The organism is Halorubrum sp. CSM-61, from assembly GCF_003781945.1.
In the GTDB taxonomy this organism is placed as follows: Archaea; Halobacteriota; Halobacteria; order Halobacteriales; family Haloferacaceae; genus Halorubrum.
Window position 1 is genome coordinate 292,197 of the sequence record NZ_RJJW01000001.1, and the last position, 20,287, is coordinate 312,483.

General features: G+C 71.6%; 24 protein-coding genes. 8 read left to right on the forward strand and 16 right to left on the reverse strand.

Going from position 1 to position 20,287, the window contains the following annotated elements; translation table 11 throughout:
• The first annotated feature begins 302 nt into the window (after nucleotides 1-302).
• A complete protein-coding gene (locus tag EDM04_RS01525) occupies nucleotides 303-938 on the forward strand; it encodes a halocyanin domain-containing protein (RefSeq protein WP_123619412.1) in 636 nt (211 codons plus the stop codon).
• A 63-nt stretch (nucleotides 939-1,001) separates the two neighbouring features.
• On the opposite strand, the gene EDM04_RS01530 is transcribed toward EDM04_RS01525, so the two are convergent.
• Nucleotides 1,002-2,051: a glycosyltransferase gene (locus EDM04_RS01530; RefSeq protein ID WP_123619413.1), complete on the reverse strand. Its 1,050-nt coding sequence runs from the start codon at nucleotides 2,049-2,051 to the stop codon at nucleotides 1,002-1,004.
• 156 nt (nucleotides 2,052-2,207) lie between these two features.
• On the opposite strand from EDM04_RS01530, the gene EDM04_RS01535 reads away from it, so the two are divergent.
• The gene (locus EDM04_RS01535; RefSeq protein WP_123619414.1) at nucleotides 2,208-4,106 is read left to right on the forward strand and encodes a S9 family peptidase; all 1,899 of its coding nucleotides are present in this window, start codon (nucleotides 2,208-2,210) and stop codon (nucleotides 4,104-4,106) included.
• Between the two features lie 42 nt (nucleotides 4,107-4,148).
• On the opposite strand, the gene EDM04_RS01540 is transcribed toward EDM04_RS01535, so the two are convergent.
• The 4 genes from EDM04_RS01540 to EDM04_RS01555 form a co-directional block, all read right to left on the reverse strand.
• A complete protein-coding gene (locus tag EDM04_RS01540; RefSeq protein WP_123619706.1) occupies nucleotides 4,149-4,934 on the reverse strand; it encodes an aldo/keto reductase in 786 nt (261 codons plus the stop codon).
• 166 nt (nucleotides 4,935-5,100) lie between these two features.
• On the reverse strand, nucleotides 5,101-7,632 hold the full coding sequence (locus EDM04_RS01545; protein WP_123619415.1) for a cation-translocating P-type ATPase: 2,532 nt from the start codon (nucleotides 7,630-7,632) through the stop codon (nucleotides 5,101-5,103).
• A gap of 3 nt (nucleotides 7,633-7,635) precedes the next feature.
• Nucleotides 7,636-8,487 carry a sulfite exporter TauE/SafE family protein gene (locus EDM04_RS01550; protein WP_123619416.1) on the reverse strand — a complete coding sequence of 284 codons (852 nt, stop codon included), beginning with the start codon at nucleotides 8,485-8,487 and terminating at the stop codon, nucleotides 7,636-7,638.
• 88 nt (nucleotides 8,488-8,575) lie between these two features.
• Nucleotides 8,576-9,001 (reverse strand): plastocyanin/azurin family copper-binding protein, encoded by a 426-nt coding sequence (locus tag EDM04_RS01555; protein WP_123619417.1) that lies wholly within the window; start codon nucleotides 8,999-9,001, stop codon nucleotides 8,576-8,578.
• Nucleotides 9,002-9,172: 171 nt separating this feature from the next.
• On the opposite strand from EDM04_RS01555, the gene pth2 reads away from it, so the two are divergent.
• The 3 genes from pth2 (at nucleotide 9,173) to EDM04_RS01570 (ending at nucleotide 11,613) form a co-directional block, all read left to right on the forward strand.
• A complete protein-coding gene (pth2, locus tag EDM04_RS01560) occupies nucleotides 9,173-9,511 on the forward strand; it encodes a peptidyl-tRNA hydrolase Pth2 (protein WP_095636301.1) in 339 nt (112 codons plus the stop codon).
• Nucleotides 9,512-10,933, forward strand: a complete 1,422-nt coding sequence (gene truD, locus EDM04_RS01565) for a tRNA pseudouridine(13) synthase TruD (protein ID WP_123619418.1) — start codon at nucleotides 9,512-9,514, stop codon at nucleotides 10,931-10,933. It abuts the gene before it with no gap.
• Between the two features lie 125 nt (nucleotides 10,934-11,058).
• Nucleotides 11,059-11,613, forward strand: a complete 555-nt coding sequence (locus EDM04_RS01570; RefSeq protein WP_123619419.1) for a GMP synthase subunit A — start codon at nucleotides 11,059-11,061, stop codon at nucleotides 11,611-11,613.
• A 10-nt stretch (nucleotides 11,614-11,623) separates the two neighbouring features.
• Here the strand turns inward: EDM04_RS01570 and EDM04_RS01575 are convergent, their stop codons facing one another.
• The 7 genes from EDM04_RS01575 to EDM04_RS01605 all read right to left on the reverse strand — a co-directional run bounded on the left by EDM04_RS01575 (nucleotide 11,624) and on the right by EDM04_RS01605 (nucleotide 13,986).
• Nucleotides 11,624-12,049, reverse strand: coding sequence for a universal stress protein (locus EDM04_RS01575; protein WP_123619420.1), 426 nt, complete (start codon nucleotides 12,047-12,049; stop codon nucleotides 11,624-11,626).
• A 72-nt stretch (nucleotides 12,050-12,121) separates the two neighbouring features.
• Entirely contained in the window at nucleotides 12,122-12,319 is a 198-nt protein-coding gene (locus EDM04_RS01580) for an HVO_0649 family zinc finger protein (protein WP_123619421.1), read from the reverse strand.
• Nucleotides 12,320-12,447: 128 nt separating this feature from the next.
• Entirely contained in the window at nucleotides 12,448-12,750 is a 303-nt protein-coding gene (locus EDM04_RS01585; RefSeq protein WP_123619422.1) for a DUF3194 domain-containing protein, read from the reverse strand.
• 6 nt (nucleotides 12,751-12,756) lie between these two features.
• Nucleotides 12,757-13,143 (reverse strand): prefoldin subunit beta, encoded by a 387-nt coding sequence (locus tag EDM04_RS01590; RefSeq protein ID WP_049909380.1) that lies wholly within the window; start codon nucleotides 13,141-13,143, stop codon nucleotides 12,757-12,759.
• 114 nt (nucleotides 13,144-13,257) lie between these two features.
• A complete protein-coding gene (locus EDM04_RS01595; RefSeq protein WP_123619423.1) occupies nucleotides 13,258-13,542 on the reverse strand; it encodes a KEOPS complex subunit Pcc1 in 285 nt (94 codons plus the stop codon).
• A gap of 38 nt (nucleotides 13,543-13,580) precedes the next feature.
• On the reverse strand, nucleotides 13,581-13,715 hold the full coding sequence (locus EDM04_RS01600; RefSeq protein WP_004049526.1) for a DNA-directed RNA polymerase subunit P: 135 nt from the start codon (nucleotides 13,713-13,715) through the stop codon (nucleotides 13,581-13,583).
• A gap of 4 nt (nucleotides 13,716-13,719) precedes the next feature.
• Complete coding sequence (locus EDM04_RS01605; RefSeq protein ID WP_008004716.1) at nucleotides 13,720-13,986, reverse strand: hypothetical protein; 267 nt, start codon at nucleotides 13,984-13,986, stop codon at nucleotides 13,720-13,722.
• A gap of 116 nt (nucleotides 13,987-14,102) precedes the next feature.
• Here EDM04_RS01605 and EDM04_RS01610 point away from each other — a divergent pair, with 116 nt between their 5' ends.
• On the forward strand, nucleotides 14,103-14,573 hold the full coding sequence (locus tag EDM04_RS01610) for a Rieske 2Fe-2S domain-containing protein (RefSeq protein WP_123619424.1): 471 nt from the start codon (nucleotides 14,103-14,105) through the stop codon (nucleotides 14,571-14,573).
• Nucleotides 14,574-14,642: 69 nt separating this feature from the next.
• Nucleotides 14,643-15,629: a hypothetical protein gene (locus tag EDM04_RS01615; RefSeq protein WP_123619425.1), complete on the forward strand. Its 987-nt coding sequence runs from the start codon at nucleotides 14,643-14,645 to the stop codon at nucleotides 15,627-15,629.
• Between the two features lie 20 nt (nucleotides 15,630-15,649).
• On the opposite strand, the gene EDM04_RS01620 is transcribed toward EDM04_RS01615, so the two are convergent.
• Both EDM04_RS01620 and EDM04_RS01625 read right to left on the reverse strand, forming a co-directional pair.
• On the reverse strand, nucleotides 15,650-16,096 hold the full coding sequence (locus tag EDM04_RS01620; protein ID WP_123619426.1) for a DUF5788 family protein: 447 nt from the start codon (nucleotides 16,094-16,096) through the stop codon (nucleotides 15,650-15,652).
• Between the two features lie 80 nt (nucleotides 16,097-16,176).
• Nucleotides 16,177-17,229: an ATP-binding protein gene (locus tag EDM04_RS01625; RefSeq protein ID WP_123619427.1), complete on the reverse strand. Its 1,053-nt coding sequence runs from the start codon at nucleotides 17,227-17,229 to the stop codon at nucleotides 16,177-16,179.
• Between the two features lie 117 nt (nucleotides 17,230-17,346).
• Between EDM04_RS01625 and EDM04_RS01630 the strand changes: the two genes are divergently transcribed.
• Complete coding sequence (locus tag EDM04_RS01630; RefSeq protein WP_123619428.1) at nucleotides 17,347-18,159, forward strand: YkgJ family cysteine cluster protein; 813 nt, start codon at nucleotides 17,347-17,349, stop codon at nucleotides 18,157-18,159.
• A 12-nt stretch (nucleotides 18,160-18,171) separates the two neighbouring features.
• Here EDM04_RS01630 and EDM04_RS01635 read toward each other — a convergent pair whose 3' ends face one another.
• Both EDM04_RS01635 and EDM04_RS01640 read right to left on the reverse strand, forming a co-directional pair.
• Entirely contained in the window at nucleotides 18,172-19,077 is a 906-nt protein-coding gene (locus tag EDM04_RS01635; protein ID WP_123619429.1) for a dihydrodipicolinate synthase family protein, read from the reverse strand.
• Nucleotides 19,078-19,172: 95 nt separating this feature from the next.
• Nucleotides 19,173-20,273 (reverse strand): polymer-forming cytoskeletal protein, encoded by a 1,101-nt coding sequence (locus EDM04_RS01640; protein ID WP_123619430.1) that lies wholly within the window; start codon nucleotides 20,271-20,273, stop codon nucleotides 19,173-19,175.
• Nucleotides 20,274-20,287 lie beyond the last annotated feature (14 nt).

Here is a 20,287-nt window from a genome sequence, read left to right on the forward strand (position 1 = left end):
GACGCAGGCGACGTAAGCACCGCAGCGAAGGAGCGATAGCGACTGAGCGAGGAGCACAGCGAGCGTGCGTCGGCCTCGCGGCTGGGGCTTTGTAGGTCTTGGCCGTCGATCTGCAGTCAACCGCCTATAACCGAGCGGCTGGGGCTTTGTAGGTCTTGGCCGCAGAGCCGTCGATCACGGAGAGACACCCGTCAGCAACACCACTCGATCACTGATAAACAACCGAGCCACCACAGCGATTCACAACAGCATCTCACGCTCGGATCAACATATTCACTACAGGCCGTCACGAACCGGGGTGTATGAGCACGGACGACGTCTCGCGGCGCACGTTCATTCGGACCGCCGGCGGCGCGGCCGGCGTCGCTGGGGCGACGGCGGCGACGGGGACCGCGGCGGCACAGGAGGAACAGCCGGTCTGGCCGAGCGGGGCCGAGGGGAACGTCGGATCGTACGAGGACGCCCGCGGCGAGAGCGAAGTCACCGTCCAGGTCGGGGCCGGTGACCAGGGGCTCGCCTTCGATCCGACGCTGCTGTGGGTCGATCCCGGCACGACGATCACGTGGGAGTGGACCGGTGCGGGCGGCGCCCACAACGTCGTCACCGTCGAAGACGGCGGCCCAGCCAGCCTCGACAGCGGCGACCCGGTCGGCGAGGAAGGGTACACCTACGAGTACGAGACGAGCGAGGAGGACGCGGGGATCACGCACTACCACTGCGTGCCGCACACCACGACCGGGATGCACGGCGGCCTCGCCGTCGGCGAGGACGTCGAGACCGAGTCCGCCGGCGGAGGGGGCGGCGGCTCCGACGCCGTGTTCGTCCCGCAGGGCGCCCGCGCGCTCAGCGTCGCGACGTTCGTCGCGATGGTGAGCACGCTCGGACTCGCCTTCGTCTTCATGAAGTACGGCGGCACGATCACGGGAGACGAGGAGTAGTTGTCCGTCGCGCTCGGCGCAGTCCGGTTGTCCGCCGCGGTCGCGCGGTCCCCGTTTTCGCTGTTACTCTCCGTTTAAAAGGTCCCGGTACGTGTCGACGACCCGATCGAGTACGGCGTCGTGGTCGTAAGCGGCGAAGTCGCGCTCGACGGACTTCCTGTCGAGGTCGCCGACCGCGACGAACTCGTCGGCGAGCTCGGCCGGGCTCGTGACGAGCCGCCCGCGCCGGTATCCCTCCACGAGCTCGTGAGCGCTGGAGTCCGCCTGATACTCGACGAGGGCGACGCAGCCGCACGCCAGCGCCCACAGCAGGTCGGTCGCGAACGTCTCCCACGTCGCCGTCGCCACCGCGACGTGGGTCCCCTTGAACAGCTCGACCCGCTCGCGGAGCGGCAGGTCCCCGAGGAACGACACCCGGTCGTCGATCCGGAGGTCGCTCGCCGTCGACTCGATCCGGGCGCGCTCCGGGCCGTCGCCGACGATAGCCGCGGTCCAGTCGCGGTCGCGGAGCTCCGCGAGCCCGAGGAGGAACGTCTCGACGTTGGCGTGGCGGTCCAGCCGCCGGGCGTACACCGCGTCGAACCGGTCGTCGACGCCGGCCTCCTCGACGAGGTCGAAGTCGATGCTCTCGGGGATCACCTGCACGTCCTCGCCGGCGGCGCCGTGCTCGCGGACCCGCGTCTTCGTCGTCCGCGAGGGGGTCGTGACGACGTCGGCCCGCCGGGCGAGGGGCCGGTACCGCCGGCGGGAGTCGGCGGGGTGGTCGCGCCACCAGTCGACGACCACGGGCGTCCGCGAGAGGGTCCCCCCGACGGTCGCGGCGATCCCGGGCGTCGGCGGGGTGTTGACCGCGTGGATCACGTCGGGGGCGACCCAGCGGAGCGCGGGCGGGAGGCGAGCCGCGAACGCCGACGGCGACGGCTCGACGGTCACCGACCGATACGTGATCCCCTCCTCGTCGAAGACGTCGTGGTCGCCGCCCCACCAGCGGGCGCAGAGCCAGACCACGTCGTGGCCGCGGTCGGCGAGCCCGCGGGCGAACCGTCGCGTCCGCGACCGCGCCGGCGTGTCGCCGTGACTGGGTGCGAAAAGCGAGACGAACGCGACGCGCATACGCCGACCGGACGGCTGGGGCGGATAAAAAGACACGGCATCCGGCGGGCGACGGCGGGCCGACGGCAGGCCGCCACGGCCGAGCGCGCGGATCGCGGCCGTGCGACCCGTTCCCCCACCCGAAACGGTTTCACACCGCGCGGTGAACCGGACCCCATGCACCAGTACGACATCGAGCGATACCTCAACGTGCGGAACGCCGGCGGGGCGGATCTGGGCCCCAACGGGCGGCTCTCCTTCCTGTTGAACACGACCGGCACCGGACAGGTGTGGTCGCTCGACGAACCCCTCGGGTGGCCCGAACAGCACACGTTCTTCGAGGAGTCGGTCTCCTTCGTCGACTCCTCACCGCAGCGCGCGGAGGCCGTCTTCGGCATGGACGAGGGCGGCAACGAGCGCGCCCAGCTGTACCTGCTCAACTACGAGTCGGGCGAGATCACCGACCTCACCGACCGCCCGGAGGCGAAACACCGGTGGGGCGGCTGGGACGGCGAGGGCGACCGCTTCGCGTTCGCCTCGAACCGCCGCGACGAGGCCGTCTTCGACGTGTACGTCCAAGACCGGGACGCGACCGGCGACGACGCCGAGCTGGTGTACGAGGGCGACGGCTGGCTCTCCGTCGCCGGCTGGTCGCCGAGCGACGACCGGCTGATCGTCCACGAGGCGCACTCCTCGTTCGACCACGACGTGTATACCCTCGATCTCGACTCCGGCGGCCTGACCCACCACACGCCCCACGAGGGGGACGTCCGCTACGGCAGCCCGGAGTGGGGGCCCGACGGCGAGGGGCTCTACCTCGTCACCGACCGCGACAGCGACACGCTGCGCTTGGAGCGACTCGACCTCGCCACCGACGAGTTCTCGGTCGTCGCGTCGGGGGAGGGCCCGGGGCGCGAGAGCGGTGCGGGCGCGGACGAGGAAGACGGGGAGGCAAAGCGAGGCGACGCCTCCCCCGTGAAGCCCGGCGGCGACGACGGCTGGAACGTGGACGGCGTCGCGGTCCACGAGGAGTCCCGCCGCGTGGTCTACTCGCGTAACGTCGACGGCTACACCGAGATCACGGTCGGCGAGCTGGTCGAGGCCGACCGGATCGACCCGTTCCCGACCCCCGACCTCCCGAGGGGCGTCGCCGGCGGCGTGAGCTTCGGCCCGGACGGGAACCGCTTCGCGATCACCGCGACCGGCAGCACCCACAACGCGAACGCGTACGTCGTCGACGCGACGACCGGCGAGACGGAGCGCTGGACCGCCGCCTCGACCGCCGGCATCCCGCCGGAGACGTTCGTCGAGCCGGAGCTGGTCCACTACCCGACGTTCGACGGCCGGGAGATCCCGGCGTTCTTCTCGGTTCCGGCGGCGAAATCACCCGAGGAGGGCTACCCGGTGGTCGTCGACATCCACGGCGGCCCCGAGTCGCAGCGCCGGCCCTCCTTCGCCTCGGTCAAGCAGTACCTGCTGAACAACGGTTACGCCGTGTTCGAGCCGAACGTCCGCGGCTCCTCGGGGTACGGGAAGGCGTACTCCGCGCTCGACGACGTCGAAAAGCGGATGGACTCGGTCGCGGACATCCGGGCCGGCGTGGAGTGGCTCCACGACCACCCCGAGGTCGACCCCGACCGCGTCGTCGCGATGGGCGGCTCCTACGGCGGGTTCATGGTGCTCGCGGCGCTGACCGAGTACCCCGAGCTGTGGGCCGCCGGCGTCGACGTGGTCGGCATCGCGAACTTCGTGACGTTCTTAGAGAACACCGGCGACTGGCGCCGCGAGCTCCGGGAGGCGGAGTACGGGTCGCTCGACGAGGACCGGGAGTTCCTCGAGTCGATCTCGCCGATCAACAACATCGAGGCGATCGAGTCGCCGCTGTTCGTCCTCCACGGCGCGAACGACCCGCGGGTCCCGGTGGGCGAGGCCGAGCAGATCGTCGAAGAGGCGCGCGAGCAGGGCGTCCCCGTACGGAAGCTGATCTTCGACGACGAGGGACACGGCTTCGCGAAGCTGGAGAACCGCATCGAGGCGTACCGCGCGGTCGTCGACTTCCTCGCGGAGCACGTCTGAGACGAAGAGCCGACTCGCTTTTAAAAGAAACTCGTCGCCCGCCTACCAGTCGGGGCCGAAGTCCGGGTTCAGTTGGCGGTCGGTCCGGCCGAGGTCGTCGATTTGTTGGATGTCCTCGTCGTCCAGTTCGAGCCCGAGGCTCGCCCAGTTGTCGGCGATGTGGTCCTCGCCGGTCGCCTTCGGGATGGCGGTGACCCCTTTCTCGCGGAGCCACGCGAGGCTCACCTGCGCCGCGCTGACGCCGTGTTTCTCGGCGATCTCTCCGATCGTCGGATCGTCGAGGATCTTCCCGCGGGCGAGCGGGGAGTAGCCGACGAGTTCGACGCCGTTGGCGTCGGCGTACTCGCGGAGCTCCTCCTGCCGGAGCAGCGGGTGACACTCCACCTGGTTCGCGAACGGCGCCTCGCCGAGAACGTCGGTCGCGGCGTCGAGGTGCTCCGGCTCGAAGTTCGAGACGCCGATCCGGTCGATCAGACCGTCGTCGCGGAGCTCCGCGAACGCGGGCAGCGTCTCCCCGGGGTCGTACTCGCCGGCCGGCCAGTGGACGTACAGCAGGTCGGCGTACTCGGTGTCGAGCTTCTGGAGGCTCTCGCGGGTCGACGCGGCCACGTCCTCGGGCGCGAGGTTGTCGATCCACACCTTCGTCGCGAGGAACACGTCGTCGCGGTCCACGTCCGCGGCGGCGATCCCCTCGCCCACGGCGGCCTCGTTGCCGTAGATCTGGGCCGTGTCGACGTGGCGGTAGCCCGCCTCCAACGCCGTTTTGACGGACTCCGTACACTGCGCGGGGTCGTCGTTCTCCCACGTCCCGAGCCCGAGCACCGGCATCCCGTCGCTGGTCGGTACGTCGAAGGACTGCGGTTCCTGTGACATACGCGAACGTAGTCGCGTGAGGGGAAAGTCGCTTGCGGTCCCGGCGGTCGAAGCCGCCGCGGGAGAGGTGAGGAGGGGGTGGAGGAGGAGGGAGAGAGGAACGAGCCCGAGCGCCCGCCGGTCAGTCGTCCAGCAGCGCCCGCGAGGAGTTCGCCACGACGAGGAGGCTGGAGGCGCCCATCGCGATCGCGGCGAACAGCGGATTCAGGAGGCCGGTCACCGCGAGCGGGATGGCGACCGCGTTGTAACAGAACGCCCAGCCGATGTTCCCCTTCACGCGCCGGCCCGCGGCACGCGAGAGCTCGAAGACCGTCGCCACGGAGCCGAGGTCGTCGTCGACGATCGCCACGTCGGCCGCGTCGGCCGCCATCGCGGTCCCCCCGCCGAGCGCGACGCCGAGGTCGGCGGCGGCGAGCGCGGGCGCGTCGTTGGTCCCGTCGCCGACCATCACGGTCCGCCCGCGCGCCTTCAGCCGCTCGACCGTCTCGGCTTTCCCCTCGGGCGGGACGCCCGCGAACACCGACGAGATCGCGTCGTGCTCGCCGAAGACGGTCGCCGCGCGCTCGTCGTCGCCCGTCAGCACGACCACCTCGACGCCCGAGTCGGCGAGCTCCGTCACGGTCTCCTCCCACCCCTCGCGCAGCTCGTCTCCCACCACGACGACCCCCTCCGCGGCGCCGTCTCGGCCGACCGCGACCGGAACGCGTCCCACGTCGCGGGCCGCAGAGACCGCCTCGCGGATCCCGTCGGGGACCGTCCATCCCCGCTCGTCGAACAGGTCCGGATGGCCGACGACGACCTCGACGCCGTCGACGACGCCGGAGACCCCGCGGGCGTGGCTCTCGAAGTCGGTGACGGCGAGCGCGTCGCCCGCGTCGTCGGCGTCCGCCGCCTTCACCTCCCCGCCGTCGGCGACCGCCGGCGACCCGGCGCCGGAGTCCGACGCGGATTCGGGGGCTCTCGGGGCGCCGTCGCCCGCGCGCGCCGCGGCGATGGCCTGCCCCACCGGGTGCGCCGAGCGCTCCTCGATCGCGGCGGCGAGCCGGAGCAGGTCGTCGTCGACGTCGGCGGAGACCACCCGCATCTCGCCGGTGGTGAGCGTCCCCGTCTTGTCGAAGACGACGGTGTCGGCGCCGCGGAGGCGCTCGAAGACGGTGTCGTCGAAGATCACGATGGACCGCTCCAATGCGTCGCGGATCCCGGCGGCGACCGCCAGCGGGGTCGCGAGCCCGAGCGCGCACGGGCACGAGACGATGAGCACCGTGAGCCCGACGAGCATCGCCTCCGTGACCCCGTTTCCGAGCGCGAGGTTCGCGCCGGAGGCGAGGAGCGCGACCGCGAGCACGACCGGGACGAATATCGTCGCCAGCCGGTCGGCGAGCTTCTGGACCCCGTGGTTCCCGCTCTGGAGGTCCCAGACGAGCTCGGCAACGCGGTCGAGGCTCGAGGTCGCGTCCGGGCCGACTTCGACCGTCAGCGAGCCGTCCGCGACCACGGAGCCGCCGATCGCGGCGTCGCCGGGCGTCTTCCGGACCGGCATCGACTCGCCCGTGACGACCGACTCGTCGACGGCGGCGTCGCCCGCGACCGCCTCGCCGTCGACCGGGATCCGCTCGCCGACGCGCACGAGCAGGCGGTCGCCGGGCGCGAGGTCGTCGATGGCGACCTCCTCGGTCTCGCTTGCGTTTGCCCCGGCGCCGTCGACGTCCCCCTCACCGACCAGCCGCCGGGCGCTGTCGACCTGCACCGCGGTGAGATCGGAGAGGAGCTCGGTCGAGCGCTTCTTGATCGAGTCCTCGTAGTGGTTGCCGACGGTGACGATCACGATGATCGCGACCGTCACGTCGTAGTAGATGGACGGCGACTCGACGAAGATCACGGCGAGCGTGCTGTAGACGTACGCGCTGAGCGCCGCGATCGCGACGAGCAGGTCCATGTTCGGCGACCGCGTCCTCGCGCTGACGTACGCCCCTCTGAGTATCGGCTTCCCGGTGACGAACAGGACCACCGTCGTCAACACGGCGATCACGATGAAGAAGTACGTCCCCGAGGTGGAGGCCATCGCCTGGTTGAGATACTCCAGGGTGCGCTCGTTGTAGAAGGGGAACGCGAAGTACGTCGGGTAGATGATGACGATGTACTGGAGCATGACCGCCATCCCGACGAGCACGCCGGCCGCGAGCCGCGCCGTCGCCATGTTGTCCGCCTGCCGGCGCGAGAAGGCGTCGTCGCGGTCGTACGCGCTGTAGCCGAGCCCGCTCACCGCCTCCGAGAGGTCCTCGACTGAGACCGCGTCGGGGTCGTGGTCGATCCGCACCGTGTCCGTGACGTAGCTCGCGCTGGCGGCGCTGACGCCCTCTGTGTCGGTCGCGACCGTCTCGATGAACGCCTCGCAGGTGGCGCAGTGCATCCCGTCGACCTCGAGGAAGGTAGCCTCGTGGTCGGCCGGGACCTCGGTGTCGGATCCGCTCGTGTCGGCCTCGTTCCCCTCCTCCTGCCGCCGTTCTCGCACCGCCTCCGCGTCGACGTCGACGTCGCCGAGCGTCTCGTACACGTCCCGGCAGCCGGTACAGCAGAACGCGTTGCCCTCGTCGTCGGCCACGTCGACGCCCTCGGTCGGGAGCTCACAGAGCGTGCAGTCGGGCGCGCTCATGGGCTAGTGGCCCCCCGCGGCCGCGGCGTCGATCGGGTTCCAGAAGGGGAGGCTCGGGTGCGGCACGTGGACCCCGACCGCCATCAGCCCGTGCGCGAACAGGACGTAGCCGAGCGCCACGAAGGCGACGCCGAGCAGGCGGTGGACCCGGCGACGGTGGACCGCGTCCACGCTCTCGATGACGGTCCCGTACAGGAAGACGGCGGGCATCGTGCCGACGCCGAGCGCGCCCAGCGCGACCCCGCCGCTGACGGCGGAGCCGCTGGCGAACGCGTAGAGGTACGCCGGGTAGAGGATCGGACACGGGAGCAGCCCGTGGACCGCGCCGAGCCCGACGATCCCGGGACCGTTGGCGAGCCGGTCGACGTGGCCCGTGAGCCAACCGGTGACCCGGTCGAGGCCGGGGAGGTGGACCCCGCCGGTCGCGCCGCCGAGGGCGTACCGGATCCCGACGAGGATCACGGCCGCGCCGACGGCGAGGCCGACGACGCCGCGGACCGCCTCCGCCGCGCCGGTCAGCGTCGCGGTCGTGACGAGGACGAACCCGCCCAGCGCGCCGAGCGCCGCGCCGATGGTCGCGTAGCTCGCGGCGCGCCCGAGGTTGAACAGCGCGTGCTGGCGGACCTCGTAGGTCGTGAGGTGGCTCCCGCGCCGGTCGGCGGTTCGACCGGTTCCGGAGTTGCGGGTCCGTTCGGTCGCGGCGCTCCCGCCGTCGGCGCGCTCGCTCCCCGACCGCATCCGGCCGGCGTACACCGTGACGAGCGGGCCGCACATCCCGATGCAGTGGGCGCCGCCGAGCAGCCCGATGGCGAGGAACAGCAGGACGTCGGTCCCGAGGAGCGTCGAGATGGTCATTCGTGTCAGTTACCGCGAGTTGGTGTCGCGCGCGCTAATGGGTTTCGTCGACCGGAAGGCGGGGGAGACGGGTCGGGGGTCTCGCACGTCACTCCTCCACGAACACGGTCGCATACATCCCGCCGGTCTCGTGCGGGATACAGACGTAGTCGTAGCGCCCGGCCACCTCGAAGGTGTGCGAGAATCGATCGCCGCTCTCCAAGGCGCCGCCGAACTCGTCGTGCCACGCGGTCCGGGCGGTCCGCTCGTCGTCGAAGCCGCCGGAGGCGAAGTAGTCGGCCGCATCGGGAATGCCGCCCTCGTAGGCCGTGACGGTGTGTGTTCGCGAACTCGTGTTCTCCCAGACCACGGCGTCGCCGACGGAGACGGTCAGCTCTGCGGGTCGGAACGCGTCCGCGACCATCCCCACGTCGTAGCCGGGGTCGCCGTCGACGGCCGAACAGCCGGCGAGGGCGGTCGTCGCCGCGACGCCCCCGGCCGCGCCGACCCGTCGGAGGAACCGTCTGCGATGCATACCCGACCTGAGGGCTCCGGTCGTTTCAATACCGCGGTCGACCCCGTCGCGTGGGAATCGTCCGCCTCGGCGTCTCCCGCAGCGGTCGAGCGCGGCGGTCGAGCGCGGCGATGGGCGGTCGACGACGCCCGAGAGACAAGCGCTAAACCCGCGGCGGCGGTGTGTCGGGGTATGAAACAGGCCATCGTCGCCCGCACCGACATCGGGATGGGCGAGGGGAAGCTCGCCGCGCAGGTCGCGCACGCGTCGCTGTCGGCGTACCAGGACGCGGGACGGCGCGCCCGCAAGAAGTGGCAGGGCGAGGGACAGAAGAAGGTGGTCCTCAAGGGCGACTCCGAGAGCCAGCTGTTCGAGCTGGCCGACAAGGCCGACAAGGAGGGGATCCCGTACGCGATCGTCCGCGACGCGGGCCACACCCAGCTGGAGCCGGGGACCGTCACCGCGCTCGCCGTGGGGCCCGCCCGCGACGACACCGTCGACCGCGTGACCGGCGACCTCTCGTTGTACTAGATGCCGCCCTCGACCCCCCTCCGCGAGGCGCACCCGGCCGAGCGCGCCGCGGGCATCGACCACTACGTCAGCGACGCCGACGGGATCGGCGGTCGGCTCCGCGAGTCGCCCGAGGACTTCCGCGTCCGCGAGCTGGAGGCGTTCGAGCCGGAGCCGCTCGGCGCGGACCCGGGAAGCTACCCCGAGCTCGTCGTCCGCGTCACGCTCCGCGACTGGGACACGAACGACTTCGCGCGGCGGATCTCCGACGCGCTACAGATTAGCCGCGAGCGCGTCTCGTGGGCGGGGACGAAGGACAAGCGCGCCGTCACCACGCAGCTGTTCACGCTCCGCGAGGTCGACCCCGACGACCTCCCCGAGATCCGCGGCGCCGAGATCGAGCCCCTCGGCCGGGCGGGTCGCGGGCTCTCGTTCGGGGACCTCGCGGGCAACGCCTTCGAGATCCGAGTCGCCGAGACGGTCCCGGAAGCCCCCGAGCGCGTCGCCGACGCGGTGAGCGACCTGCGGGCGTTCGGAGGCGACGGGGGAAAGGCGACGGTCAGCGGCCCGGACGGCATCGACGCGGCCGCCGTCGGCGTCCCCAACTACTTCGGCCAGCAGCGCTTCGGGAGCCGGCGCCCCGTCACCCACCGCGTCGGGCTCGCGGTCGTCCGCGAGGACTTCCGCGAGGCGGTGCGGCTGTACGCCGGCAACCCCGCGGAGACGGAGCCCGACGACACCCGCGCCGCACGCGACCGCGTCGACGCCGCGTTCGATACCGACGGCGACTGGGAGGCGTGCCTCGACGCGATCCCGGGGAAGCTCCGGTTCGAGCGCTCGATGGTCCACCGGCTCGCCGAGCGCGGCGTGGCCCCCGACGCGCCGCCGGACGGCGAGGACTGGCGGCACGCGCTGGAGGCGGTCCCCTCGAACCTCCAGCGGCTCTTCGTCAACGCCGCGCAGTCGTTCCTCTTCAACCGGATCGTGAGCGAGCGCCTGCGCCGCGGGCTCCCGTTCGACCGCCCCGTCGCCGGCGACGTGGTCTGTTTCGCCGACGGCGACGCCCCCGACGAGCTGTACGCGCCCGACACAGACCGGCTCCAGCGGGTCGACGAGGACCGCGTCTCCGTCGTCACGCGCCACTGCGAGCGCGGGCGGGCGTTCGTCACCGCGCCCCTCGTCGGTACGGAGACCGAACTCGGCGACGGCGAGCCGGGCGAGATCGAGCGCGAGATCCTCGCCGCCGCCGGGGTCGAGCCCGGCGACTTCGCGCTCCCCGGCGAGTTCGACTCGTCGGGCACCCGCCGGGCGATCCTCCTCCGGAGCGACCTCGACGTGACGTTCGACGACGGGGACCCGCGGTTCGCGTTCGCGCTCCCGAGCGGGTCGTACGCGACCGTGTTGCTCCGAGAGTTCACGAAGAGCGGGCCGCTCGACCTCTGATCGGTGCTCGCTCTCCGCATATCGATCCGAGTTCGTGCATTGTTAGGAGAATTTAGCGGCCAAAAACACCACGACACTGCGTTCCGTTCCGAGCCGTTTTTGTGCGGGAGCCGCCAACCGGAGCCATGACCCGGATCGTCGTCATCGACCTCCACGGCCAGTTCACCCACCTCGAACGGCGGGCGCTCCGCGACGTGGGCGTCGACACCGAGATCGTCTCGGCCGACACGCCCCCCGCGGAGATCGACGCCGACGGCATCGTCCTCTCCGGCGGCCCAGACATGGACCGCGTCGGCAACGCCCCGGACTACCTCGACCTGGACGTCCCCGTGCTCGGCATCTGCCTCGGGATGCAGCTGATCGCGGTCGAGCGCGGCGGCGCGGTCGGCGGCGGCGACTACGGCGGCTACGCCGACGTCGACGTGGAGATCGTCGACGACGAGGACCCGCTCGTCGGTTCGCTGGCCCCCGAGACGCGCGTCTGGGCCTCCCACGCGGACGAGGTGGTCGAGGTCCCCGAGGGGTTCGTCCGGACCGCGACCTCCGACGTCTGCGACGTGGAGGCGATGTCGAACGCCGACGCGGGGCTGTACGGCGTCCAGTGGCACCCCGAGGTCGCGCACACCGAGCGCGGCGAGGAAGTGTTCGAGAACTTCGTCGCGATCTGCGAGTCCGCGTAGGGAAAGAGGCCTAGTCTCCGATGTGCGCCGTCAACACCGGGAGCTCGCTGTGTCGCACGACCCGCTCGGCGACCGAGCCGGCCGTGACGAAGCGTCCGATCCCGGTGCGGCCGTGGGTCCCCATCACGATCAGATCGACCCCGTAGTCGGCCGCGGCGTCGAGGATCTCCTCGTGGGGGCGTCCGCGCCGGAGGTGGCGCTCGGCCGCCACGTCCCGCTCCGCGGCCGCCTCGGCGACCGCGTCGAGCGCGCGCTCGCCGCGCTCCTCCTCGCGCTCGACGACGAGGTCCCATTCGTCGGCGCCCGCGATCCCCTCGTCGACGACGAACAGCGCGTGAATCCGCGCGCCGGTCAGCGCGGCGAGACCGCAGGCCTGCTCGATCGCGGCGTCGCTCCCGGGGCTCCCGTCGGTCGGACAGAGGATCGCGTCGTACATGTCGGTCTGACCCACGATCCGATAGGTGTTAACGGTTAGCGAGGAATCGGCCGACCTCCGCCGACCGAGGGGTCAGAGCCGGTATCGGTGAACGCGCTCGGTCCCGCAGCTCGGGCACTCCCGACGGTACTCGACCGTCGCGCCCGTCGTCACCGCGTCCCACGATCCCTCCTCGTCGACGAACCCGCACTCCTCGCAGGCGTGCGGCCGCCCGTCGAGCCGCGCGCGGAGCCGATCGAACGCGGACGTACCGCCGTAGCTGGATGACATACGGTACCAATACACAATAAAACGATTAATAATTATCGATCAGTCAGATCGTCGATACGGACCGCGCTACCGGTGCGTGCCGCTCTCCGTCTCGATCAAGGTGGCGGTCGGAAAAAGGACGCGCCGCCCTACGCCTCGAACAGCTCGTCGACCGCCTCGCCGGCGGTCTCGGCCGCCTCGCGGGCGACGGCGTCCGGGTCGGGGTCGTCGGGGGCGTTCAGGTAGACGTCGACGTCGAGGACGCCCTCCTCGAACGTGACCGTCACGTCCAGGTCGGTCACCGCCGACTGGTCGTAGTGGGCGAACACGACGCCCTCGGCCGCCTCCGCGGCGGTGCGGACGACCTCGTCGTCCGTGGGCTCGGCGGCGCCGCCCTCGCTGCCCGCGTCACGCGACTCGCCGGTCGATTCGTCGCTCGATCCGTCGGACATCGGCGCTTACGCGCCGCCCGCGCCCGGACCGCCCGGACCCATCGGGCCGCCGCCGCCGGCGCCGCCCTGGAGCATCTGCTGGAGCTCGCCCTGCAGGTCGTCGAACTGCTCCTGTACGCGCTCCTCCTGCTTCTCGAGCTGCTCGACGCGGACTTCGAGGGAGTCGACCTTGTCCTCGAGGTCGTCGTAGGCGGACTCGTAGTCCGTCTCGACGAGGACCTCGCCGATCTCGCGGTACATCCCGGCGTCCTCGTCGACGTCTTCGAGGGCGTCGAGGGCCGTCTTGGACTCGTTGAGCGCGGACTGCGCCTGCTCCTTCTGCTCGGCGACCTGCTGTGCGGTCTCCTGTAACTCCTGCAGCTCCTCGATCTTCTCCTGTGCCTCGGGCGGCATGTTCCCTTGCATGGGCGCAACGAGGCGTCCCGGACGGAAAAACCCCCGACTTCTCCGCCGGCGATCGATTCGACGCGTACAGCGCCGGAGAGGCGTGAAAACGACGTGTCGACGCTACTCCCGACCGCCCGCTTCGCCGACGCGCTCGGCCACCTCGATCAGCCGCGACCAGCTGTTGATCCCGGCGCGGAGGGCGACGAGGTCGTCGGCGACGACGCGGACCCTGACCGCGTCGCCGTCGCGGGAGACGGTGGCGGCGGAGCGGGCGTCGTCGATCTCGCCGACCTCGGGGTCGAGCGCGTCGCCGACGAGGCGCGCGCGCCGCTCGGAGGGGTAGCGGAACGAGAGGACCGTCTCGTGCGCGCGGTCGGCGGTCGCGGTGACGGGGTCGGAAGTCACGGTGACGAACGGGGACGGGTCGGGATCCGAACGCGGGGTTACTCGACGTTGACTTCCTTCACGTCGCCGCCGCGCTCCTTTAAGAGGACGCGGTGGCCGCAGTACGGGCAGCGCACGCCGCCGTACTCGTCGAGGGTGACGTCGCGCTTACAGCGGGAGCACTTGTAGCTCATCGCCTTACTCCTCGTCGGCGAGCGCGGCGCGGATGGAGCGGCGGACGGTGCGACCGCCGGGCGTCTCGGGGCGGTACGCGCCGCCGGTGAACGTCTCGCCGGTCTCCTCGTTCACCCAGATGCCGGTGCCCTTGCGGGTGACGTCGTCGCCGTCGACGGTGGCGTTCTGCATCTCCTCTTCGATGTCCTGAACCCGCTTGCGGGAGACCCGACCGTAGCGAGCGCCGAATCGGCCCGCACTGCCGGTGCTTCGTGCCTTGTCCTCAGCCATAGTGACTCCCTCTACCGCCAGCGCGCGTAAAAAGGCTACGAGTCGGGGGCGTCGGAGGGGGACGAGGAACCGGCGGAACGCAGAAGCTTGAAACGCGCCGCCGGCCACGAACGCGTATGGACGCGGACCGTCGGATCGCCGCCGTCGAGGAGGTCCCCGAGGACAGCACGCTGCTCGTGACGCTGCGACCGGTCGACGCCGACGCGGTCGACGCCGGCGAGGGCGACGTTGGCGAGGCCGAAGACGGGACGCCCGAGGCCGAGGCGATCCTCACGCGGGCGGCCGGCGAGGTGCGCGCGTTCCGCAACTACTGTCAACACTGGACCGACGTGCGCCTCGACAAGGACGACGGGGCGTTCGTCCGCGACGGCGAGGTGTTCTGCCAGAAGCACGGCGCCACCTTCGAGGCCGACGGTGGCTACTGCAACTTCGGGCCCTGCGAGGGGGCCGTCCTGGAGACGGTCGACGTGACCGTCGAGGGCGACGCGGTGTACCTCGCCGACGACGCCTACGAGTTCGTCCGACTCGGCCACGCGACCCGCGACGACGACGCCGGGGACTCGCGGATCGACTTCACGGGGAACTGAGAGCGCAGAGACGACAGCGCCTCTTTGTGCAACGCGGACGCATTTATCCGGGGCCGACGAACGACGGGTATGAGCGATTCGAAGCCCTCCAGGCGCCGAGTGCTCGCCGGCGGTCTCGCCGCGGCGGCGGGCGCGGTCGCCGGCTGTCTCGACGGCTCGGTGACGGGCGGCCCCGCGGACGACGACGGCGACGACCGGGTCCTCGCGCTCGCCCTCAGCGACGCGGGGGACTCCCTCCGTGACAGCGCCGTCGTCGATCCCGCGGAGGCCGGTCGGGGATGGGACGAGGCGGCGTTCGCGGCCGCCCGCGACGGGGAGGAGTACACCACCCAGTACCGGAGGCCGTTTCCGGTCACGCCCGACGACCCGGCGTACGCCCTCCACGAGGGGACGTACTACCGGCTGAGTTCCGTCGTCGTCGACGAGGCGGAAGCGACCCGGCCCGTGCTCCGGCTGTTCGAGGTCGACGATGCCGACGGGGTCGACGCCGTCGAGAAAGACGTCCTCCCGGAGGGCGACCGCCGCGCCGTCGAGAGCGCGCACTTCGCGGCGCGGGCGCGGGGGAACTCGGGGGGCGTGCCGGTCGGACTCGTGGAGCGCGGGGGCTACGTCTACCGCGACGCGGACGCGATCGACGCGAGCGAGCTGCTCGCGGCGGACGGACCGGACCGCGTCGCGTACCGGGACTCCGTCTACCGAGTCGAGGTCGCCCGCGAGCGGTTCCACGAGCCCGTGCACCGCGCCGTCGCCGAGCCGGTCGCGGAGTCGCCGGAGCGGATGGAAGCGATCCTCCGCGCGCGCACGGTCGGCGCGCGGATCGACCGCGACGACCTCTCCGACGACGCCCGACAGGTGATCGAGGCCGCCCGACACGACGGATACGAGGAGTCGCACCCCTTCTCGGACGGATACGCCGAGGTCCTCCGAGCGCTTCACGAGCGACCCTACCTCGACGGTAACATTCGAAAAGACGCGGGGTGGAGCGAGTCGGGCTCGGAGCGGGTCCGCTACGAGGACCGGTACTACGACTACCGACTCCGGTTTCTGCCGGCCTGAAGCCGGCCCGTGCCACCCCGTCAGAACCGCGTCCGACCGCTCGCCCCGCCCGCGTCGTCCCGACCGAGCGCCTTCTTCAGGAAGCTCATCCAGCGCTTCTGGTCGGCCGCCTCCTGCCGTTTCGCCTCCGTCTCCGGGTCGGGCGCGCCGAGCCCTTCCAGGGCGTCGAGCGCCCGGTCGATCCCGATGATCGAGGCCGCCAGCTCCTCGCCGCGGTCGTAGCTCACCTCGTTCTCCTCGATGGGTTCGAGCCGCGCTAAGCGCTCGCGCCGGAGGTTCCGCTTCGCCCGCTCGACCCGGTCGCGCTCGCCGGGCGGGACCGTGTCGCGGCGCTTGATCTCGAAGACGAACGACCGCAGTTCGATCGGCTCCCCCTGGATCTCGATCTCCTCGGGGATGTCCGCGCCCACCGTCGCCGCCTCGCGGTTGACGCGTTCTAAGAGCCCCTTCCGCTCGTACTCCTTCACGCCCGACCGGTAGGGCGCGGTCGCACTTCGCTCCTTCGCCGCGGCAGGACCTCCGCGTGAGACCGCGGATTCGGTCCGAACTACGTCGCGTCGGTCGGCCGGTCTCTGGGCGGGAGGTAGAAGCGAACGCGGTTGCCGCGCGGTTCGCGTCGCTCGAACGTCAGTTCGCCGCCGAGAGATTCGATACACCACTTCATCACGAACAGCCCGACGCCGGTTCCGTGACGCGTGCTCGTCAGTTCGGAGAACGCGTCGAGCGCGTCGATCTCGACCCGCGGGATGTACGGATTCGTGTCGGCGACGCGGATCTCGACGCGACCGGTGTTGGGAGAGGGGTGAACCGTCACCTCGACGGTGGGGTCCGGCTCGTCGGCGTGACGAGCGGCGTTCTCGAGTGCGTGACGAAGCGCGTGGTCGAATGCGGCGTCGACGTGAACCCACATCGGCCGCCGCTCTTCGACGACGAACTCCGCGTCGGGATACGTCGGTTCGAGGACCGCGACGACGTCGCGAACGGCGTCGCCAGCCGGTCGGTACGAACGGTACGTCTCGGACTGCACGGCGGCCTGCTGGATCTCCTTGACCGACGTCGCGACCGTCCCCAGATCCAGCGCCGTCGAGCGGGCCTTCTCCGCGGCGTCGCGAACGGCATCGCGTTCGGTTTCCCGTAGAACCTCGCCGGAGTAGCCGACGAGCTTGTTCGCCTCGTTCCGGAGGTTGTGGCGGAGCACTCGCCAGAACAACGTCTCCCGTCGGCTCGCCGCGTAGTGGTCGGTGACGTCGCGGACCTCGGCGAGGACGTGCTCGTCTCGTCCCCGGCTCCACGTCGAGAGCGACACGCGGACCCACGTCAGCTCGCCGTCCGCCCGCTTGATGCGCCACGGAAATCGCTGGGGCTCGCCGCGCGCCGCGTCGCGGAGCCGTTCGGCGAAGTCCGCCTCCGAGAACCGATAGGTGTTGGCGGTGTAGCGACCGGGCGGCATCTCTCGCAGCTCGTCCGTCGCGTATCCGAACAGCGACTCGAACCGGTCGTTCGTCCGCTCGATCGTCGCGTCTTCGGCGTCGTACAGCGCGATCGCCAGAGAGAGCGCGTCGTACTCCGACGGAAATCGTCCCCGTGGTTCCGCGGCCATGTGCGTGATGCTGACCGGCAGCGGAACATGGCTCTTGGTAAGAGCGATATATATCCCTCTATCGCCACGGGGAGCGTCGAAGGCAGGGGTTAACTCGCCGGCGCCGCAAACTATCCCATGGAATCGCTCGAAGCCGAGCTCGAACGCGCCCGCGACCTCGATCCCGGGGACCTCGCCGACGCCATCGAGTCGATCGGCTTCGAGTGCACGCGCTGTGGCGGCTGCTGTACGGGGTACGCCCCCGACGAGCCGGGCGGCGCGCCGGCGGGAGAAGGGCACGGGGAGGACGACGCGGACGCCGCCAGCTGCCACGGCGGCGAGGGCGACCACCGCGACGTCCCGGCCGATCCCGACACCGACGACGACCGCGAACCCCACACGGCCACCGTCTTCCCGGACGAGGTCCGCGCGGTCGCCGACGCCGCCGAGGCGGAGTTCGGCGAGTCGTACGACTGGCGTGACGTCGCCCGCCCGATGCCGTTCGGGCTCTCCGAGGGCGACGACGGCGAGCCCGCGGGCGAGACGTTCGAGTGGGCGCTCGCGACCGACGACTGCGGCGACTGCACCTTCTACGAGGAGACGGGCGGGCAGGGGGCCTGTACCGTCCACGACGCCCGCCCGCTCATCTGTCGGACCTATCCGTTCAGCGTCGCGCTGGAGGGGACGAACCAGCCGATGGGCGAGGCGGTGGACGAGGCGGGCGTCGTCCGCGCCCACGAGTGCGAGGGACTCGGCCGCGATATCTCCCGCGAGGACGCCGAGGGGCTGGCCGCGTCGCTCAAGGAGCGCGCGGTCCGCGAGCTGGAGGAGGCGATCGGCGTGCGCGACGGCTACGACCCGACCGCGGCCGGGCGCGCCGAGAGCGACGCGGTCGTCTTCGACTCCGAGGGACCGAAGGAGGCGGACGGGACGCCGATCGACGGGGACTGACAGTCAGATACCTCAGACCGCGTCGAGCGCCGCGTCGACGTCGTCGGCGATCGCCTCGCGCCCCGCCGCGTCGGGGAGGGTGAGCGGCGGCCGGACCCGCGGGTCCGGGATGAAGCCGCGGTGCGCGGCCGCGACCTTCGCGGCGGGCGCGAAGCCGTGCTCGGCGCACCGGGCGAAGAGCGGGGCGATCGCCTCCCGGTGGAGCGCCAGCGCGCGGCCGTCGTCGCCGGCGCGGAGCGCCTCGCCGAGCGCGACGAACGCCTCGGGGATCACCTGCGAGAGCGCGTTGATTCCGCCGTCGACGCCGAGCGACGCGGTGGGGTAGAGCTGGGCGTCGACGCCCTGGAAGACGGTAAAGGAGTCGGGGGTCCGACGGAGGGCGGCGTCGAGCCCGGTGAGGTCGCCGGACGTGTCCTTCAGCCCGACGACCGACTCGTGGCCGGCGAGGTCGGCGACGACGTCGGGGTCGATCGGCTCGCCGACCGTCGCCGGGATGTCGTACAGGTAGACCGGGACCGGAGCGTCGTCGGCGACCCGCTCGAAGAAGGCCCGCTGCCCGTCGGGCCCCGTCGAGGTGTGGAAGTACGGGAGCGTGACGAGCCCCGCGTCGGCGCCCGCCTCGTCGGCGAACCGAAGGCGGTCGCGCACGCCCGAGACGCTGGTGTCCGCCGCGCCGGCGATCACGGGGACGCGGCCGTCGGCCGCGTCGACGACGGTCTCGATCGCGGTTCGCCGCTCCGCGTCGGTGAGACTGGCGAACTCGCCGGTCGTTCCGCAGGGGACGATCCCGTCGAGGCCGGCGTCGACCAGCGTCTCGACGTGGTTCGCGAGCGCGTCGACGTCGACGCCGCCGTCGGCGTCGAACGGCGTGACGATCGGGGACGAGACGGCGCCGTAGGGGAAGTCCGGTTCGGTCATGGGTCACGGTTCGGCGGGCCGCGAGAAAGGCCTTGGTCCGGTGGCGACGGTTGCCGGTGGCGGAGCGGGGCGGGCCGAGGCGGGCAGAGCCGCGATCAGTCCGACTCGACCGGGTCGCCGTCGGAGACGGTCGCGTCGTTCCGTCCCCGATACCGGTCTCGGAGCGCGAGCGCGAGCGCGCCGAGCCCGAGGAGGAGGACCAGCAGGTCGACGATTCCGCCGACCCACGGGACCAGTCCGATCAGGGCGACGCCGACGACGCCGAGCAGGAGCGCGGCCCACCGGTTCGGCCTGCCGAGGCGGTCGAGCACCCACGATCCGAGGGCGTACCGCCCGTACACGGAGCCGACCCAGAGCGCGACGACGTAGGCCACGATTCCGACGAGCGCGAGCGGGATTCCGACGATCGTGACCGCCACGAGCGCGAGCGCGATAGGGGTGACGACCAGCGCGAGGAGGCCGACCCCGCCGCTGAGGAGGGACCTGTCGGCGACTCGGTCCGCGACACCGCGCGAGAACCGCGGGAACGCGAGTAGGAGAACCGCGCCCAACGCGAGGTTGACCGCGACGCCGTACGCGGGCCCGACCCACGAGGGCAGGAAGTCGCCGCCGCCGATCCCGGCTCCCCCCTCGCCGCCGAGGCTCGGATCCTCGACGACGCCGCCGGCGACCGTCGCGTCCGGGCTCTCGGTGAACGACTCCGCGTCGTATCTGAACTCGCCGCCGACGTCGGCGTTGGGTCCGAGCGTGACCGAGTCGGCGGCCGCCCTGACGTCTCCGCCGACCGCGCCGTCGACGCTGACCGAGCCCGCGCCGACGTCCAGCGACCCGCCGATCCGACCGGTCTCCGTCAGTTCGAAGGAGCCGGCGCCGACCTCGACGTCGCCGTCGACCGTCCCGTCGACGACCACGGTCCCGGCCGCGGCCTGGACGTTCCCGCCGACGCGGCCAGACTCGGCGATCCGGATCGACCCGGCCGCGCCGGAGAGGTCCCCTTCGACGGTGCCGTACACGACGACGGTCGCGGCCGCGGTCTCGACGCTGTCGACCGTCTCCCCCTCGTCGACGATCACGGAGCCGGACGGCCCCTGTACCGACTGGGCCGCCGCGATCCCCGTCGCGAGCGGTGAGAGGAGCGCCACGAGCGCGAGCGCGACGGCGACGCGACGGCGAGCGCCGCTGTCTGAGAGAGCCATACCCGGGGAATCTA